The organism is Pyrinomonas sp. (assembly GCF_040289685.1).
Lineage (GTDB): Bacteria > Acidobacteriota > Blastocatellia > Pyrinomonadales > Pyrinomonadaceae > Pyrinomonas.
The window spans coordinates 1-16,061 of the sequence record NZ_PSLQ01000072.1; the positions used below are offsets into that span (position 1 = coordinate 1).

Genomic DNA, 16,061 nt, shown 5'->3' on the forward strand with positions numbered 1-16,061 from the left:
TTGCCATCGCTTTGCCGGAAGGCGTGTGGCGTATCGAAGTCGCGCCTGATGGCGAAGGGGGGCGGTGGTTCACATCGAATTTGTTAACCGTGCAGGCGTCAGATAGTCCTTTGCAAGTGATCCTGAAACCACCAGCAAAGCGAAAATGAGCGAACCATCAAGAGAGCGCGAAGCCCGGCTCAGCACCGGGCTTTTTCATCCTCTGTCCTGCTCGTACCGGCGGACGTCGGCGGCTTAATCGCAAGGGTGGGGAAGACAGTTGCGGCTGTTCACACCTTAGTGGAAGCGGGAGTATCGGCGACAGTTGCCGGAATCGTTGGCAACGGTGTGCTCTTGGGCGGGAGTGTTGTGGTGGGAGCGATTAGTAGGCAGCAGCAAAGACGCAGCAGGCGCAGAGGCGGGGAAGTGGCGAGAGGTCGAGCTGTGGCGCTGTCTGGAAGATTGCTCGCGCGATTCAACCTCGCGCGTGGAAGAGCGCTGAAACTCCTAGACGCTCCGGCATCAGACTGTGCCAAGTTCCTCGCAGCACATGGCTTCGACCCGCGAACAGTATCTCAGAACTTACGTTCTCATACACCATACGATCTGCTCAGATCATCGAATAAGGAGAGTTTCGGCTTGCTTCACTTGAAAGACTTGCAGTCTCTAAAACCAAATGCAGCCACTTCTGACTCAGGCAACACTTACTACACAAGAAAGGGTCTAACCACACCCACATTAATACACGAGACCTTACACCGACTTAATCCTAAGCTGTCTGACTTAGACATCGCCCAACGATTAGGGGTCAGCGAACAGGTTTATACCAGTAGTGGACAAGGAAGCGCGATCATCGACAGAACACTAGAGAAAGGCGGATGCAAATGATGTATGACTCCAAGAACTGTTAAGACTAGATTGTATCTAGCGCCCTTAATTCTTTCGACTCTCAGCTTGAATCCCTTTCCGGCTACGGTCAGTAACTTCTCCAGCAATGATTGTTGCCGTCCTCTGGAAGCTGGAGCATCTGACTGCCCTAGTACATCTCTCGATTATAGGGTCTGGAGAACTGTACGCTCGGAGGATGATGATGGCGAAATATACCTGTCCTTTGTGAGCGTCAAGAAAGACCTGTTCAACCGTGAATGTATGTCTGAGCTGTCAGAGCGGCTAAAACAGAGGTTCAGGCGAAAGAGTAGAATCAAGGCATTTTTGTTTGACAATGATAAAGTTGCTGAAGGGTATGCGAAGGGCAAGTACGAAGGTAGAGACCTGCATCTACTAATGCGCGGAATGTTCTACTACGACATCAGTAAACGGCAGGGTTATATCAAGTTCTCATCCGCAGAGGGCAAACCGTGGGATGAGGTGACGGTAAAGCTGTCTCGCTAACTCTCCACAAGAACAACTAAAGCTTGGCATCGGTAGCATTGAGTGTCGAATTCACCGAGCGTTTTTCAATTTGCTGCACCGCTTCTAGCCTGATGGGGACAGTCTAACGACGCAAGCGGGCGCGTATGAAGTGGGTGCGCCGTGAGCCAATGGGCGAAAGAGCGAGCGATTGACGGACCGGGCGGGGAGCTGTCGTAAAGTTTGAACTCGCGTCGTCGCGCTCAATTCATAAAGAGCTTCGTAATCATGATGCTGTTGTAAAGTTTGAACTCGCGTCGTCGCGCTCAATTCATAAAGAGCTTCGTAATCATGATGCTGTTGTAAAGTTTGAACTCGCGTCGTCGCGCCGACTCTTCAAGTTCTTTATGAACAGGCGGCCAGATGGTTTGGGGAGCTATTTCGAGGTTACGGTGCGTTTAGCCGAAAGCGTGGTAACGGAGGAACTACGGGATACTGACTGGATTGTCCGGAGTGTTGATGAAATCGCTGCCTTCGACGCGCGGAGGTTGCCCGGGCAAATGAGGTGGTGACGGCGGACGGCGTTCCCCGATGTTCGATTCGAAGGCGATTTCGCGTCCTTGGCTGCCGCTGCGAAGACGTATGGGACGCGCTACGACCCACAAACGCGCAGGGATGATCAGGGTGAAATGTCCTTTCTCTCCGGGGGCGAGATCCGTCGGCACAAGTGGCACTGACTGGATCTCAACAGCGCCTTCAGCGCGTGGCACGAGTTCGACTTCAACGCTGAGCTTTTCGAGAGGCGAAGTCGAGCGGTTGACTACTGTCCCAGAAATAACCGCGCGATCCTTTTGAGTGCGCGCTTCGTCAACAAGAATGAGCGCAAGGGGTGGGGAGGGAGGCGGGACAGCCGTTTGTTGCTGATCCCAGCGTTGTTGATTCCGGTGTTGCAAGTAAAAGTATCCGCTGACCAACGCCGCCGACGCGACGAGCGCGCAACAGACGGCGATGGCACGCTTGCCCCATTCGCGCTTGCCGGTTCCTTCTTTGGAGAAGATAGTGCTCATGCTTTCACGCGCTGACGGAAACGTTCGCTTCGGCTCACACGGCAGGTTTTCATAACTCATCGCCTTGGGAGCTTTCAAGCGCCGACGAAATCGTTCTGCTTCTGCTCGTGCAACGACTCTTCAGCATTGGATGCGTGCTTCAACGCCGTGAACCTTTCAGGATTTTTTACGGAGTGGGTCTGTCCGTTGGGCCACCGGCAAGTTTTTCGACGAGCGCGCGAAGGAACTCTTGCTCCGCTGCGCCTGTGCTTTGAAGTCTAATCCATTCGGCGCCCGAAATGCCATCGCTGCGCCCTTCGATGCGCGCGTTGACGGCGACGTTGGTGTTGTTGCCGTCAACGGGTTGCACTTCGATGATGAGGACGTAACGTCCGCGCGTCCAACCGGTGCCCGGCATGTCCGTGAGCTCAGCGTAGCGGCTCAATTCGGATGTCGCGACGATGCTCCCTTTGGCGAAAGTGTAAGGCTGCGTAATGAGCAGCCCTTCATCCGGCTTGGAAGCGGCCAGATCAAGCGTCAGGCGCCGCTCGCGCATCACGTCTTGAATGGCATTGATGACAGCATCGCGCCGTGCGGCGAAACGGTAGGGGTTGGGGAGTTCGACCGTCGGCGGCGTGCGCCCCTTGCCGAAATCTATGCCGCGTCCGGCGCCAACGTTGACCTTTGCGCCGTTGTTGCCGGGCGCGCGCTCGGCACCGGCGTCGCGTATGCGTTCGTTCTGCGTATCGACGCCTTTCTCTTGGGCTTGCGCAACGATGCCGACGGCGAGAAAGACTAGGAGCAAAGCGAGCGAACGGAGTTTGGGCGCGCGCGATGCGGCGTGTGTAGACGGCGACCACTCGGGATAGCGCACAAGCGGAAGAGCTTTGAACGCGCCCGATCTTAGCCATTGATTGACTCGGTTCGGTTTCGCTCTTTGACCTTCGAGTGGTTTCATCGCACTGACGATCTGCTTCACAAACTTTTCCCCTTCGACAGGTGAGAGTCAGCATAAAACAACGTCCGGCTCAATGGCAAGAAGAGTTGCGCGACGAGCGCGTATGATTCGAGTTTTGTGAGACCGTGAGGATCGAGCAGTCACGCTTGATTCGCGTGTTATAAGGCAGTAAAGACGGGGCGAAATGTGCGGCGGGCGGGTTGTCGCCGAATGGTGTGGCGCGGGGGGCGCCTCAAGCGCGACAAGCCCCTTCATCCTTTGCGCACATGGGCGACTTCTCGCGTTAGTTCATCACCGTTGGCGCGATAATCAGCAATCTGTTCCATGTAGTATCCTGACGTTCGCTATCGCGGCATGGTTCGGAGCGGCGAGAGCAACGGGCTGCGCTCTTGGTTCATCTGGAGCGCGATTACGTGAGAAGATGGGAGAGACATCTAATACTCTCAAGCATTATTCGCTCGTGTGGCGTTCGATTGAAGGGATTCAGCGATTTTGTGCGTCGCGGCGGCGCTCCCAATCACGCAGGGCTTGCACGCCGCGCAAGAAATCCGCTTCGTTGTCATAGAAGTTGTGTGCGCCGTCGTCGCGCGTCGGTTCGCGCACGTAGTAGAGGTAATCGGTCTCGGATGGATTGAGCGCGGCCTCAATGGAACGCGCGCTAGGCGAGGCGACGGGGCCGGGCGGAAGCCCGACGACGCGGCGCGTGTTGTAGGGCGAAGCGCGGTCCAAGTCGCTTTGGTAGACCTTGCCGTCGCCGCGCCATTTACCGGCCAGCTTTGAAGCGTAGACCACGGTTGAATCTATGCCGAGCGGCATGTTGCGGCGCAGACGGTTGTAGATGACCGAAGCGACCAGCGGGCGTTCCTCGTCGAGTTTGGCTTCGGTTTCAATCAACGAGGCGATGGTGACCACTTCGCGCACGGTCTGGTTGCGTGCGCGCGCTCGTTCGGCAAAGCGTTCTTGCCAGACTTGACGAAAGCGCCGAACCATGGCGGCGATCATTTCGCGCGGTTTGACGTCCGGTGGGAAGCTGTATGTGTCTGGATAGAGGTAGCCTTCGAGATTGCGCGCCATGGGATCGAGGTCGCTGATGAGCGAGACATCATCCATCAATGCGAGCGCTTCTTGCGCGTTGATGCGGAGTTCTGGCAAGCGCGACATGGCGTCGGCGATGTCCCAGCGCGTCCATCCTTCAATGACCGTGAAGCGATTGAGGCGTTGTTCGCCCTCTTCGAGACGTCGAACGACTTCCAGCGGCGAGATGGGCGAGGGGAAGCGATACTCACCGGCTTTCAAACGGGCGCTAGTGCCGGTGGCGCGAAGGTATATGTACGTCGGCCACCAACGGCGGAGCACGCCGCGCGCGGTGAGTTCGGCGACGATCTGACGCGGAGACGAGCCGCGCGGGATGACGATGTACTCAGCGGCGTGCGCGTGCTCGACTGGCGCGCGAAGCTCGCGCACAAACCACAGGGTCGCGCCCGCGCCGACCAGCGCGAGGAGGAAGAGCGATGCCAACAACAGAGATTTGCGGCGAGGCATAGCGCAACAAAGTGTATAACAAAGCGCTGAAGAAAGCGGAGGCAACGCAGCGACCCACGAGATCGAGCTATTGCGGCCTCGCTTGGCCAATGTGCGCAGCCGTTTGAGCGATGATCATTCGACTGCGATGCGTTGCGTCGGGGCTTGTGCGAGGAAATCGCGCAAGATGATGAGCGCGGCGGTGGAGTCCACTTTGGCGCGGCGCACGGCGCGCTTCAAACCGGCAGCGCGCAATTGCTCTTCTGCCTCGCGAGTGCTCAATCGCTCGTCTTGCAGATAGACGGGGAGGTTTGTTTGACGTGCGAGCTGTGCGGCGGCCAAGCGCGCACGGCGGGCGGCGTCGCCTTCGGTGCCGTCCATGCGTAGAGGCAACCCGACGACGATGACGCGCACGTCGAGTTCGGCGCAGAGCAGGGCGATGCATCGCGCGAAATCGCGCGACATCTTGATGGTCGAAAGCGGGCGCGTCGTTAAACCCAGTTCGTCGCAGACGGCCAGTCCGATGCGCCGCGCGCCGAGGTCGACGGCGAGCACGCGCCCGAGAGGTGATCCCGGATCGAACGTTTCATCGGGGGTTGGAATCTTACCCATATGACTTTAGCGCTGAAGTTGCGCCGCAGCTGATTGCAAGCGTTTCCTCGGTTGGAATCTCACCCATATGACTTTAGCGCACGTCGCGCTGTTTTGGTTCAGCGCCGCGCCTCATTTGTCGGAATTCTCACCCGTATGACTTTAGCGTTTTGCGGTCGCGCGTTGGGAGCGACCCGAAGCAGCGCGCATCGCCTTGCGGTGCGATGGTGCGCTGCTGTAACATCGAACTTCGACGAATTGCGGGCGAACCGCCCTTGAGAAGAGGTAGTTTCATCCAATATGACCTTTCGAAGCAAGTTCATTCTCGTCGTCCTTTCAGCAGCGATTGCGCTTTACGCCATTATCGGCGGTTGGTTCGCCACGCGGGCGCAACAGGGAAACGATCCCGGAGCGCAGTTGCGAATCTTCGAATCGGTGCTCTACCACATTCAAAACGATTACGTGGACGAGCCCGACATGAGCAAGGTGCGCGCCGGTGCGCTGCGCGGTTTAGCTTACGGTTTGGACCCGTATTCGACCTACTTGACGGCTGAGCAGGTACAGCGGTATCGCGCTGGCGATGACAAAGAGAAGGTCGGCATCGGCGTCGAGCTATCGCAGGTCGCTTCGTGGCTCTATGTGATCGCGCCTGTCAAAGGCGGACCGGCTGAGCAGGCTGGGGTGCGTTCTGGCGACATCATCGAGTACATCGACGGACGCGCAACGCGCGACATCTCGCTTTATGAAGCTCAGCAGTTGCTCAAGGGTGCGCCTGGAACCGAGGTGAAGTTGCGGGTGTTGCGCGCAGGCAGTTCACCTTTGCAGCTCACGGTTAAACGCTCGCCAGTGAGAGTGCTTGTGGCCGAGGCGCGTTTGGAGACGGGCAAGATCGGCATCATCAAAGTCAACAGCTTGAGCGAGGGGGAAGCGGCCGATATCCGCGCGCGCCTTGAGGATCTCGTCAAGCAAGGAGCACGCAAGTTGGTGCTCGATCTGCGTGGCGTTGCCGGCGGGTCGCTGACGGAAGCGGTGCGCGTCGCCAATTACTTCATCGGGGACGGGACGTTGGCGCAGACGGTGGGACGCAACAACCGCACGCTCAAGACTTTTCAAGCCGATCCGCAGCTCAAGCTCTTCGATGGTCCGGCTGTCGTGTTGATTGACCGTTGGACGGCTGGAGCTGCAGAAGTGATCGCCTCGGCTTTCATCGAGCGGAAGCGCGGCGATGTGGTGGGCGAGAAGAGCTTCGGTGCGGGGGCCGAGCAAGAACTCTTTACGTTGCGGGGCGGTGACGGATTGCTGTTAACGACGGTGAAGTGGGCCTCTTCCAGCGGCAAGCCGTTTCTCGGTGCGGGCGTGCAACCGACCGTGGAAGTCAAGCGGCCCGAATTGGCCGAAGCGATCGATCCGGATGATCTGACCGGCAACGACACGGACGAGGTGGTGCGTCCGCAGGACGGCAACAGGCCACAGAACGCTCCTGAAACCGGGCCAGCGCGGCCGCAGCCAGAGGACATGCAGCTGAAACGGGCGCTGGAGATCTTGCGCGCCAAGCCAGAAGGGTCGGCGCGACCCACTGCCTGAACCTTTGGTTTGACATCTTCACGCTTCAAGCGAAGAGCTGGAGAAGCAATAGCTTACCGGCTCTCGCTTCATTCAGCGCGTGAAGAACTGTCGGCGCGACGACTCCTCAAGCATCGCCTGAGATTTCGGGCAAAAAGCGAGTCGTATGGAGATGAGATCCCATCCAGAAGATTAGCTTAGCCTAGCGGCGACTCACCGGACAAAATACGATCTTCGGCGAACCCCACATAATCTTCTGTGGCAGATAGGGGCTAGCGTCAGTTGACTCAATACCCGCCCTTTTTTGCCTTGTGTGCGTGGGTTGCTATCAGCAGCAAGTTGAAAACAAAAGCGCTGCAACCTGCGTCGCAGCGCGATGGACGCAGCATCGAACGCGCTCAACTTCTCCAGATAGCAGGCACAGCGACGCGCCTATCGGGGAGAAGGGGGCAGCGCGTCAAAGCGCGAACCGGCCATAGAAGGCGCTGTTTTCATGGGCGCGTTGCCATGAGTCGCCCGCGCGTCCGCCAGCGAAAAAGGCTTTCACCGTGTAGCCCACTTTGCGACCCACGAGCGGCACGAGCGGATCGTACCAGACCAAGTGTGGCATGGTGCAGCATGCGTCGTTGGGCAGCGCTTCGACGTCGATTACAGCGAGATGATCGGCTACAACGCGGTAAGCCCGTCCTTGGTGCTGAAACTCCACGTGAGCGCGTCGGACGGAGACGATCTCCCCAAGCGTCGCTCCGTAACGGCTACGCAAGGCTTCGGCCATGGCTGCGGCCTGTTCCGGCGTAGGAGCGTCGATCACTAGTTCGGAGCGACGCGCTGCGCGCGCCTCGGCCAGATTGGCTTCAGCGGAGACAGTGGCCACGGCGCGCACGCCGGAAAGATCGATGCCGCGCCACTTGCCTGCGGCGACGCGCCATGCGAGCAGCGCATCGCGGCCTGTGGTCGTCAGTTCGCCGTTGTAGTGGCAGGCGCCGGCAAAGACGCTCGCCGTGCGCACCTCGACGTAATCGCCCGTGATTTTGTCTTCGCGCGGGACGAAGGCAAGGGCGGTCATACAGATGGCCGCTATGGCTAAGCTGAGCATTGCTTTCATTGATCTCACCTCCGGTGTTCGAGAGCGCGCTCGATTGAGACGAAACGTTCGCGACGCTCTCCGGTTTCGCTTCAAAGGTCGTCAAGGCGTCGCAAGGCGCGTCGAAGGCTCGGCGATTTTCCGCGTCCGGCGACGCCAAGGTTAAGCGGTTTCGAAAGCAGAATGATAGCACGATCTTCCCGGGCGACAACGCTCCGGGTGAACGCGCCCGCCATCGGGACCGACCACTTGTTGTGTTTCGCTGCACCAGCAGTAGTTGCTTGCGTCCAAGTACTGGCTCGCATCGGTCGGAACGACGCCGAGCATGAAGAACTTCTTCGACCGTAGCGCCCCGCAGAAGGGGCTAAGCGGAAGATCGTTGGGCGACGCGCTGTTGGTCTCAGCCATTTGGGTCTCTCCTTCGACACGATTGCGGAAAAAGCGGAAGGCTTGCAGTGCGCTCAAGCGCGCGCTGCAAGCTGCGTCAACGCACGACGAATGAGCGCTTGTGTAAGCGGAACTTTGTAGCCGTTGTGCGCGAGCGGGCGGGCCCCTTCGAGCGCCGCCTCGGCGACTTGATTGAGCAGATCGGGCGCGATCCTCTTTCCGACCAGCAACGCTTCGGCTTTGGGAACGCGCCACGGAATGGGCGCGACGCCGCCGAGCACCAAGCGCGCTTGGCGCACGGTGCGGTCGCGGTCAAGCTCCAGCGCCGCGGCTACGGATGCAAGTGCGAAGTCGAACGAGGCGCGCTCTTTGAACTTCAAGTAGATCGAACGCGCGGCGAAGCGCGAAGCGGGAACTTGTATTTCGGTGATGATCTCGTCGTGGCGCAGGATGTTTTCGCGTCGGATGCTACCTTCCGAGGGGAGCGTGAAGAACTTCTCGAGCGGGACGACGCGCTCTCCTTCGGGACCGGCGATGGCAACGCTGGCGCCCAAAGCGACGAGCACCGGCGCGAGATCCGACGGGTGAACGATATAGGACGGCCCGCCGCCGAGTATAGCGTTGTATTTGTTCTCGCCCGACGCGGCGTAGCACTGTGTTCCGCCCTTTTTCAAGCAGACGACCTCTTCGAGCCGATAGTACCAACAGCGCGGTCGTTGGCAGAGATTGCCGCCGATGGTACCGAGGTGGCGGATTTGCGGCGAAGCGACCGATCGCGCCGCATCAGACAAGGCTGGGAAATCGCGTTTGATGATGGGGTTCTCTTCAATGCGCGCCAGCGTGACGAGCGCGCCGAGGCGCAAGCCGCGTTTGCCGTCGCCTTGGATTCGGTCCAGTCCGCGAATCGCTTTGAGGTTGACGAGGCGCGAAGGGCGCAGGATGTACTCCTTCATGGTCGTCAACAGATCTTGACCGCCAGCGAACGGGCGCGGCGCTTCATCCGGGTCGGCGAAGCTCGGGGCGGAGCGCAACAGTTCGACGGCCTCAGCGACGCTGGTCGGAGCGGTCCACTCAAAGCGTTTCATGCTCTCCTCCTTTGTTCGGCGAGTCCTTGCAGGATTTTGTCGGGAGTGATCGGCAGCTCGCGCACGCGGACGCCGCAAGCGTTGAAGACGGCGTTGGCGATGGCGCTGCCGCCAGGGATATGGGCCGGTTCGCCGACGCCGATGACGGCTTGGCGCGGGTCTTCGTCGTCGATGATCGGGATCATTTCTGGGATTTCAAAGGTGCCGGCCAGTTTGTAGTCGCCGAAGTGTGGGTTGAGCTGTACGCCGAGACGAGCGTCCATGACGCGCCCTTCGAGAAGCGCCATGCTGAGCGATTGGATCATGCCGCCGATCAATTGACTCTCGATGGCGAGCCGATTGAGCGGCAGTCCGACATCTTGCACGTGGACCATTTTGATCGGGCGAACGTGGCCCGTCTCCATATCGACTTCGACTTCGGCGAAGCAGACGCCATGGACGCCACTGGCGGCGAGATTGGCTTTCCACTCGCCTTGGGCTGTGATCCCGGCAAGCGGCAGCGCCGCACATGCTTGGCGCCAAGTCAAGCTTTTGCCCCCGCTGCTGACCTTGCCGTCGGCAAACTGTAGCTCTTCGGGTTTGGCGCCGAGCAACGGGGCGATCACTTGAGCCATCTGCATGCGGGCGTTGTAGGCGGCATCTTTGACCGCTGGGGCGAGCGAGGCGGCGGTGGTCGAACCGCCCGAAGCATTGGCCGCGCCGAGACGTGAATCGCCGATCCTTTCGACGACATCGCGTATGTTTAGACCGAGTTCTTCGGCGACGATGGCGCGCGTGAAGGTGCGCGTTCCAGTACCGATGTCTTGCGTACCAACGGCGACGCCAACGGTGCCGTCGCGCGCAATTTGCACCGTCACTTTGCATTGTGGCGCGCCACCGCCGCCCCATGTGCCGACGGCACAACCCATGCCGCGTCCGGTGCCAGGCTCTTTGGGGCGTCGTTGCCAACCGATTTCGCGCGCGCCACGGTCGAGCTGACGGTGGTAGACGGGATCGCGCAAGTTCTTTTTGCGAAACTCCAATGGGTCCATGCCGAGCTTATAGGCGAGTTCGTCCATGAGCGATTCGATGGCGAACGAGGCTTGCGGATGACCTGGGGCACGCATGGCGCGCGCGGCGTCCTCATGCGTGTGGACGGCGATGCGTTCGCGATAGAAGTGGCGCGCCGTGTAGATGTAAGGTTGGCCAGCGAGCGATCCATCGCCGAGGCCGCCCATCTGGTATTGCGTGGCGCGCAGGGCGACGAGCGTTCCATCGCGCGTGGCGCCGGCCTTGAAGCGTTGCCACGAGCCAGGGCCGTTGCCCGCCAGGAGGAATTCATCCTTGCGCGTGAGCATCAGTTTGACGGGCGCGCGCGCTTGTTTGGCCAATTGGCAAGCGAGTTTGCCTTCGATGCCGATGCCGAACTTCGATCCGAAGCCGCCGCCCATGTGTTCGACGATGGAGACCACGGCGCTTTGCGGCAATCCCAGTTCCTTGGCGGCATCGCTGAGGATAGTGAAGGTTCCTTGCGTCGAAGCGTAGATCACGGCGCGGTCGCCGCCGCGGTAGTCGACGACGTGGCCGTGTGTTTCCAAGCAGGCGTGGTGATGGGTCGGCGTGCGGTACTCGGCTTCGACGATCACGTCGCAGCGAGCCAGTTCAGCTTCGACTTTAGCCAGATCGCCGCGTCTTTCCTTCTCTTCAAGGTTGCCTTCTGGAAAGACTTTGGGCGCGTCCGGTTTGATGGCTTCGTCGGCGCGGACGACGTGTGGCAGCTCTTCGTATTCGACCTTGATGGCGCGAATGGCATCTTCGGCGATCTCAGGCGTAGTGGCAGCGACGGCGGCGACGGGATCGCCCATGAAACGCACGACGTAGTTGCCGCGCTCGGCGAGGTTGACGATGGCGCGCACGCCGGGCATGCGCTGCGCTTGGCTTGTGTCCACGCGCACGACGCGCGCGTGCGCGTGTGGTGAACGGAGAATGCGCCCATAAAGCATGCCCGGCAGATGCCGGTCGTAGGTGTAGGCGGCAATCCCAGTCACTTTAACTGGGCCATCGACGCGCACCAGATGGTGGTTGAGCAACTTGTGCGCGTTGTTTGGCCCCCAAGATGGCCCGCCTTCGTCCTCGACTTCGATTTCGACCATCCGTTCGATGCCGTTTTCAACGCGCGGCACCAAAACTTTGCGTTTCTTTTTGGCCGGTTGCTGTTGGATCATGATCGCTTCCTCGTGGAAAAGGGATCCGTCGAACTGCTCGTTCGATGGGGTTTTTCGATCGCGTTGAGCCGTGCTGATTTCGTCTGACTCGCTACTCTTCTGCGCGGTCGGAAGCCGCGCTAGCCATCAGCGCAGCTTCGAAGACGCGCGGATAAGTCCCGCACCGGCAGAAGTTGCCTTGGCAAGCCTCGCGTATCTCTTCAAGCGTCGGACGCGGGTTCTTGCGTAGCAAAGCGGAAATGGCCGTGACGAAACCGGGCGTGCAAAAGCCGCACATGAGCGCGTCCTTCTCAACAAAGGCACGCTGCACCGGATTCATGCGATCGGGCGTGCCGAGTCCCTCAGCGGTGGTTATCTTTTTGCCTATGGCGTCCACAGCGAGCACGAGGCAGGCGTAAGCCGGAGCATCATCGAGCAGCACCGTGCAAGCGCCGCACGTGCCCATATCACAAACAAGCTTTGGACCGGTCACGGGTGGATCCAAGTACTCGCGCAATGCCGTGAGCAAAGTGGTGCGCGGTTCGACGCGCGCCGTGCGTCTTTGTCCGTTGACGAGCAGCGTGATCTCCAACGTCCCGTCTGGGGATGGTTGCACGCTATCTTTCGGCGTTTCGGCGCGCGCCATTTCCGGCTCGATCAAATCGATGATAGCGGCGCTGGCTCCAGCCAGCCCGACGCCTTTAAGAAAACGTCGTCGTCCGGGATCGACCGCGTCGGTCTTCTCCCCGCGTCGTCTATCAGTCATCGGTGCCTCTCGCTTCTCGAAGATTTTTGCGCTGTGGCCTAAAGCCTAGCACAAACCGATTTGTTCGGGAAGAGGAAAAATTCCGCTGGCTGGCCCACTGCGCAGCCGAGCAGAAAGGGGTTGAGAACTGCTCGCTAGGAAGTGAAGGGCAACGATCAGTCGGCCATCGTTTTGAAGCGCGGGTTTTCCGGACGCGGGAGGTCGAGATGAAGGTAACTTGACCAGTCGGTTACCCTCGCCAAATGAAGCTCGTGCGGTGCAAGCGCGTGACGAGTTGTAAACCTAGGAGATTACAGGCTGCAAGAGGGAGTGCTGGTAGATGAGGCAGGAAGCAACTGGAACAGGCTGCTTCCATGAGCGGCCTGTCCATGAGTGGCGGAACGGTGAAGCTTTGGAGCGAGGTGAAGGCCTGTTGCGCGGAGAACCGAAGGTCAAGGCTTCTCGCCGCGAGGCAAGAGTTCAGCGCAAGCGGCGCGCTTGGCCAGAGGCATTTCGTGCTTAGGCTTAGACGGCGCCGCTCGGACGATCGAACTGTTTTGGAGGTGCTCTGGCGGCGGGATCAGCCTTTGATCACGCCGATTGGGCGCAGGCGTGCGACGCGGCGCGCCATACCGGCTCGTTCCACCACTTCGACCACCTCGTCAACATCCTTGTAAGCGAAGGGCGCTTCCTCGGCTAGACCGGCTTCGCTTTGCGAGCGCGCGATGATCCCCTCTTGTTCGAGCAGGTCGCGCAAGTTCATTTTTTCTCCGAAGACCTTCTTTTTCGCTTGATTACGCGACATACGGCGACCCGCGCCGTGGCAAGTTGAGTTGAAGAAGTTCGTGTCATCGAGCGACTGGCCGACGAGGACGTAGGAAGCTGTGCCCATGCTGCCCGGAATTATCACCGGTTGGCCGACGTGCTTGTAAGGGGCAGGCGTCAGTTGGTGATGCGGGCCGAGCGCGCGCGTTGCGCCCTTGCGGTGGACCACCGCGTTGAGCTTTCGGCCATCGATTTCGAACGTTTCGACTTTGGCCGTGTTATGGACCACGTCGTAGAGGACGCGCAAGCGGCGCTCTTGGCCGTAAAGGTCTTTCCAGACTTCACGGACGAAATGGGTGATGATCTGGCGATTGGCCCACGCGAAATTCATCGCGCAACGCATGGCGCGGTAGTAGCTTTGCCCTTCGGGGCTGCTGAAGGGAAGGCAAGCGAGTTCTGGATCGACGAGCGCGATTCGGTAGCGTTCGGCGGCATCGAGAGCGATGCGGACGTGGTCGGTGCAGATCTGGTGACCATAGCCGCGCGAGCCCGTGTGGATCAAGATGACGAGCTGATTTTCGGCTAGACCGAAGCTCGTCGCCGCTTGTTGGTCGAAGAGCCGATCGACGTACTGGATTTCAAGGAAGTGGTTGCCCGAACCGATGCTGCCGAGCTGGACGTAACCGCGTTCTTTGGCGCGGTCGCTGACGCAATCGGGATCGGCTTCATCCATGCGCCCGCGATCCTCTATGTGTTCGATGTCGGCTGGTTCACCGAAGCCGCGTGCGACGGCCCAGTGAGCGCCTTCGCGCGCCACTTGATCCAGCTCCTGTTTGGTGATCTTGATCGGGCTGCCTTCGCCCGTGCCGACCGGAATGGTCTGCAGCAAACGCTCGACGAGTTGGACGGTGGCGCGCTTGTCTAACTCTTGCCGTTGCATGTCAGAGAGGAGCAGGCGAACGCCACAATTAATGTCGTACCCGACGCCGCCCGGAGAGACGATGCCTTGCTCCGTATCCGCTGCGAGCACGCCGCCAACTGGGAAGCCATAGCCTTGGTGAACGTCGGGCATGGCGATGGAGTGAAGCAGAACGCCGGGCAGCGTCGCCATGTTGACCAGTTGAGCGAGCGATTTGTCGTGCAGTATTTGATCGAGGATCTCTTCGGACGCGTAAAGCCGCGCCGGCACGTTCATGCGTTCCCAAAAGGTTTGCGGCACCTCATAGCAACATTCGCCGACGAGCCGCAGATCGTCTTTCGTCGGCACGCGAAATTCAGCCATATCCAAACACCCTCTTCGAAATATTTTAGGACATCAAAGAATGTTTTCGGAAATCCCAGTTTAAGGCAAAACGGCGCGCGGTTAAAGACAAGTGGGACTAACCCGCAGCGCACGTTCCCTGTGTGAGCTTGTGGGGCGGAAGATCGAGCGTGATCGTCGAGCAAGGGCGTTTTTCATCGAGGAAGGGTTCGGGCATAGACGCTTTCTCCTTTCGTTTCATAGGGGTTTCGGCGCGCTTCAGCGCGCGCTCGCGGTCAAACATCGAAGAGCGGTTTCGACGGCTTCGCCTTCTTCGACGCGGTGTCGGTTGCTCGCCGAGCCTCTTTCAGACATCGAGGACTACTTCGGCAACCCACCCGTCGGGCGTACGTTCGAATCGCAGGTCGTGATAGGTTGCCGCCTTGAACTGAAGTTGCGCTGGGCGGCCATTGACCGGAAGGCAGACTAGTTGCGCGCGTAGGCGCGCTTCGTCGTCGCCGACGTGCAGCTCTTCGACCTGCGCATCGACGACGTATGTGCCGTGCGTTTCGTAGCGGTAGATGATCTCGTTGAGCCAATCGACGAGCAGCCAAGCGAGCGAACGCGCGTGCAGCTGGACCTCTTCGTATGTGGGTTGTTGGCCGCGGGCGAAGGTTTCCGGATCGCTCTCGGTCATTTCGTGAAAGATGGCGCGAGCGGCTTGGACGAAGATCTCTGCAGGCGATTGACCGTACAGCTCAAATGAGCAATCGGCAGTATGGGACTTGGCGACGAAGCCGCTTTTCATGTGAGGTATGATACCGATGAAGTAGGGGCGAGGCAAGGCTTCTCGCGTCCGATAACGAAAGGTGTTGGGAAGGCCAAACGCCTGCGCCACCTGAATTCCGCAAGCAGTTCGTTGTTCCGTTGCAGTCCAATGAACACGTAAACAAGTGGAGTATTTCGTTATTCCATTGCGGCTCAATCCCTTTGCGTGTCCCGCCGATTCCGGCGGGAGATGAAGCGGAGTAGTGCGTCATTTCGCGGCGACTTGACCGGCGCGGCAATTGGTGGCTGAAGCGATGCGTCATCTGAAGAGACTTGCGAGATCAATCGGTCGCGGATATTGGTAACGGCAACGAGGGGCTGAAGCGATGTCTTATCTGAAGAGACTTGTGGGGTTGCGCGGAATAACTCGCCAACGCAGAAAGGGGCACAGACGAAAGTTTTCGTCTGAGCTGGCGGATTGAATCGAAATGACTCGTCGGCGTCATCGCAGGAAGAGACTCGGGTTTGGACCGGGGCTTGCGAGGAGGAGAATTCAAGGAGTGGCCCTTGTTGCAAGGGGCGTAGCGTTCACAGAGCAAGCTGAGCTTTCTTTTACCTCCTTTTTCGTTCGTTGTGGGGCAAGGTTGCGTTTCGTTTTGCGCGCGTTGAAGCGATGCGCGAGCGTTTTTGGCCTTGAGCCAGAGAAGCGACGGCGTCTAGTTTAGGCTTCTGGTTTGCAGAGGGAGGGATGCGATCAACTGGAATTGTTTTGGTTGATGAGGGGATTAATCGTTTT

At 59.3% G+C, this 16,061-nt stretch carries 12 protein-coding genes; 1 reads left to right on the forward strand and 11 read right to left on the reverse strand.

Annotated elements, in window-relative coordinates; translation table 11 throughout:
* Window positions 1-1,814: 1,814 nt before the first annotated feature.
* The 4 genes from C4334_RS12830 to ruvX all read right to left on the reverse strand — a co-directional run bounded on the left by C4334_RS12830 (window position 1,815) and on the right by ruvX (window position 5,466).
* Entirely contained in the window at window positions 1,815-2,396 is a 582-nt protein-coding gene (locus C4334_RS12830) for an FxLYD domain-containing protein (protein WP_352432485.1), read from the reverse strand.
* Between the two features lie 166 nt (window positions 2,397-2,562).
* Window positions 2,563-3,333 carry a hypothetical protein gene (locus C4334_RS12835; RefSeq protein ID WP_352432486.1) on the reverse strand — a complete coding sequence of 257 codons (771 nt, stop codon included), beginning with the start codon at window positions 3,331-3,333 and terminating at the stop codon, window positions 2,563-2,565.
* 483 nt (window positions 3,334-3,816) lie between these two features.
* On the reverse strand, window positions 3,817-4,875 hold the full coding sequence (gene mltG, locus C4334_RS12840; protein WP_352432487.1) for an endolytic transglycosylase MltG: 1,059 nt from the start codon (window positions 4,873-4,875) through the stop codon (window positions 3,817-3,819).
* A 114-nt stretch (window positions 4,876-4,989) separates the two neighbouring features.
* The gene (ruvX, locus tag C4334_RS12845) at window positions 4,990-5,466 is read right to left on the reverse strand and encodes a Holliday junction resolvase RuvX (protein WP_352432488.1); all 477 of its coding nucleotides are present in this window, start codon (window positions 5,464-5,466) and stop codon (window positions 4,990-4,992) included.
* Window positions 5,467-5,745: 279 nt separating this feature from the next.
* On the opposite strand from ruvX, the gene C4334_RS12850 reads away from it, so the two are divergent.
* Window positions 5,746-7,029, forward strand: a complete 1,284-nt coding sequence (locus C4334_RS12850; protein ID WP_352432489.1) for a S41 family peptidase — start codon at window positions 5,746-5,748, stop codon at window positions 7,027-7,029.
* Between the two features lie 436 nt (window positions 7,030-7,465).
* Here C4334_RS12850 and C4334_RS12855 read toward each other — a convergent pair whose 3' ends face one another.
* The 7 genes from C4334_RS12855 to C4334_RS12885 all read right to left on the reverse strand — a co-directional run bounded on the left by C4334_RS12855 (window position 7,466) and on the right by C4334_RS12885 (window position 15,305).
* Complete coding sequence (locus tag C4334_RS12855; protein ID WP_352432490.1) at window positions 7,466-8,113, reverse strand: DUF1326 domain-containing protein; 648 nt, start codon at window positions 8,111-8,113, stop codon at window positions 7,466-7,468.
* A 141-nt stretch (window positions 8,114-8,254) separates the two neighbouring features.
* Window positions 8,255-8,500 carry a hypothetical protein gene (locus C4334_RS12860; protein ID WP_352432491.1) on the reverse strand — a complete coding sequence of 82 codons (246 nt, stop codon included), beginning with the start codon at window positions 8,498-8,500 and terminating at the stop codon, window positions 8,255-8,257.
* A gap of 53 nt (window positions 8,501-8,553) precedes the next feature.
* A complete protein-coding gene (locus C4334_RS12865; RefSeq protein ID WP_352432492.1) occupies window positions 8,554-9,564 on the reverse strand; it encodes an FAD binding domain-containing protein in 1,011 nt (336 codons plus the stop codon).
* Entirely contained in the window at window positions 9,561-11,768 is a 2,208-nt protein-coding gene (locus C4334_RS12870) for a xanthine dehydrogenase family protein molybdopterin-binding subunit (RefSeq protein ID WP_352432493.1), read from the reverse strand. Before C4334_RS12870 ends, C4334_RS12865 begins: the two co-directional genes overlap by 4 nt.
* A gap of 91 nt (window positions 11,769-11,859) precedes the next feature.
* Complete coding sequence (locus tag C4334_RS12875) at window positions 11,860-12,513, reverse strand: (2Fe-2S)-binding protein (protein WP_352432494.1); 654 nt, start codon at window positions 12,511-12,513, stop codon at window positions 11,860-11,862.
* 559 nt (window positions 12,514-13,072) lie between these two features.
* On the reverse strand, window positions 13,073-14,539 hold the full coding sequence (locus C4334_RS12880) for an RtcB family protein (RefSeq protein WP_352432495.1): 1,467 nt from the start codon (window positions 14,537-14,539) through the stop codon (window positions 13,073-13,075).
* 325 nt (window positions 14,540-14,864) lie between these two features.
* Entirely contained in the window at window positions 14,865-15,305 is a 441-nt protein-coding gene (locus C4334_RS12885; protein ID WP_352432496.1) for an archease, read from the reverse strand.
* Window positions 15,306-16,061: the final 756 nt, after the last annotated feature.

Coding starts and splice junctions, on each gene's coding strand:
- ruvX (WP_352432488.1), bottom strand. CDS start 5,466: ATGGGTAAGATTCCAACCCCCGATGAAACGTTCGATCCGGGATCACCT.
- C4334_RS12885 (WP_352432496.1), bottom strand. CDS start 15,305: ATGAAAAGCGGCTTCGTCGCCAAGTCCCATACTGCCGATTGCTCATTT.
- C4334_RS12875 (WP_352432494.1), bottom strand. CDS start 12,513: ATGACTGATAGACGACGCGGGGAGAAGACCGACGCGGTCGATCCCGGA.
- C4334_RS12880 (WP_352432495.1), bottom strand. CDS start 14,539: ATGGCTGAATTTCGCGTGCCGACGAAAGACGATCTGCGGCTCGTCGGC.
- C4334_RS12835 (WP_352432486.1), bottom strand. CDS start 3,333: ATGAAACCACTCGAAGGTCAAAGAGCGAAACCGAACCGAGTCAATCAA.
- C4334_RS12870 (WP_352432493.1), bottom strand. CDS start 11,768: ATGATCCAACAGCAACCGGCCAAAAAGAAACGCAAAGTTTTGGTGCCG.
- C4334_RS12855 (WP_352432490.1), bottom strand. CDS start 8,113: ATGAAAGCAATGCTCAGCTTAGCCATAGCGGCCATCTGTATGACCGCC.
- C4334_RS12865 (WP_352432492.1), bottom strand. CDS start 9,564: ATGAAACGCTTTGAGTGGACCGCTCCGACCAGCGTCGCTGAGGCCGTC.
- C4334_RS12830 (WP_352432485.1), bottom strand. CDS start 2,396: ATGAGCACTATCTTCTCCAAAGAAGGAACCGGCAAGCGCGAATGGGGC.
- C4334_RS12850 (WP_352432489.1), top strand. CDS start 5,746: ATGACCTTTCGAAGCAAGTTCATTCTCGTCGTCCTTTCAGCAGCGATT.
- mltG (WP_352432487.1), bottom strand. CDS start 4,875: ATGCCTCGCCGCAAATCTCTGTTGTTGGCATCGCTCTTCCTCCTCGCG.
- C4334_RS12860 (WP_352432491.1), bottom strand. CDS start 8,500: ATGGCTGAGACCAACAGCGCGTCGCCCAACGATCTTCCGCTTAGCCCC.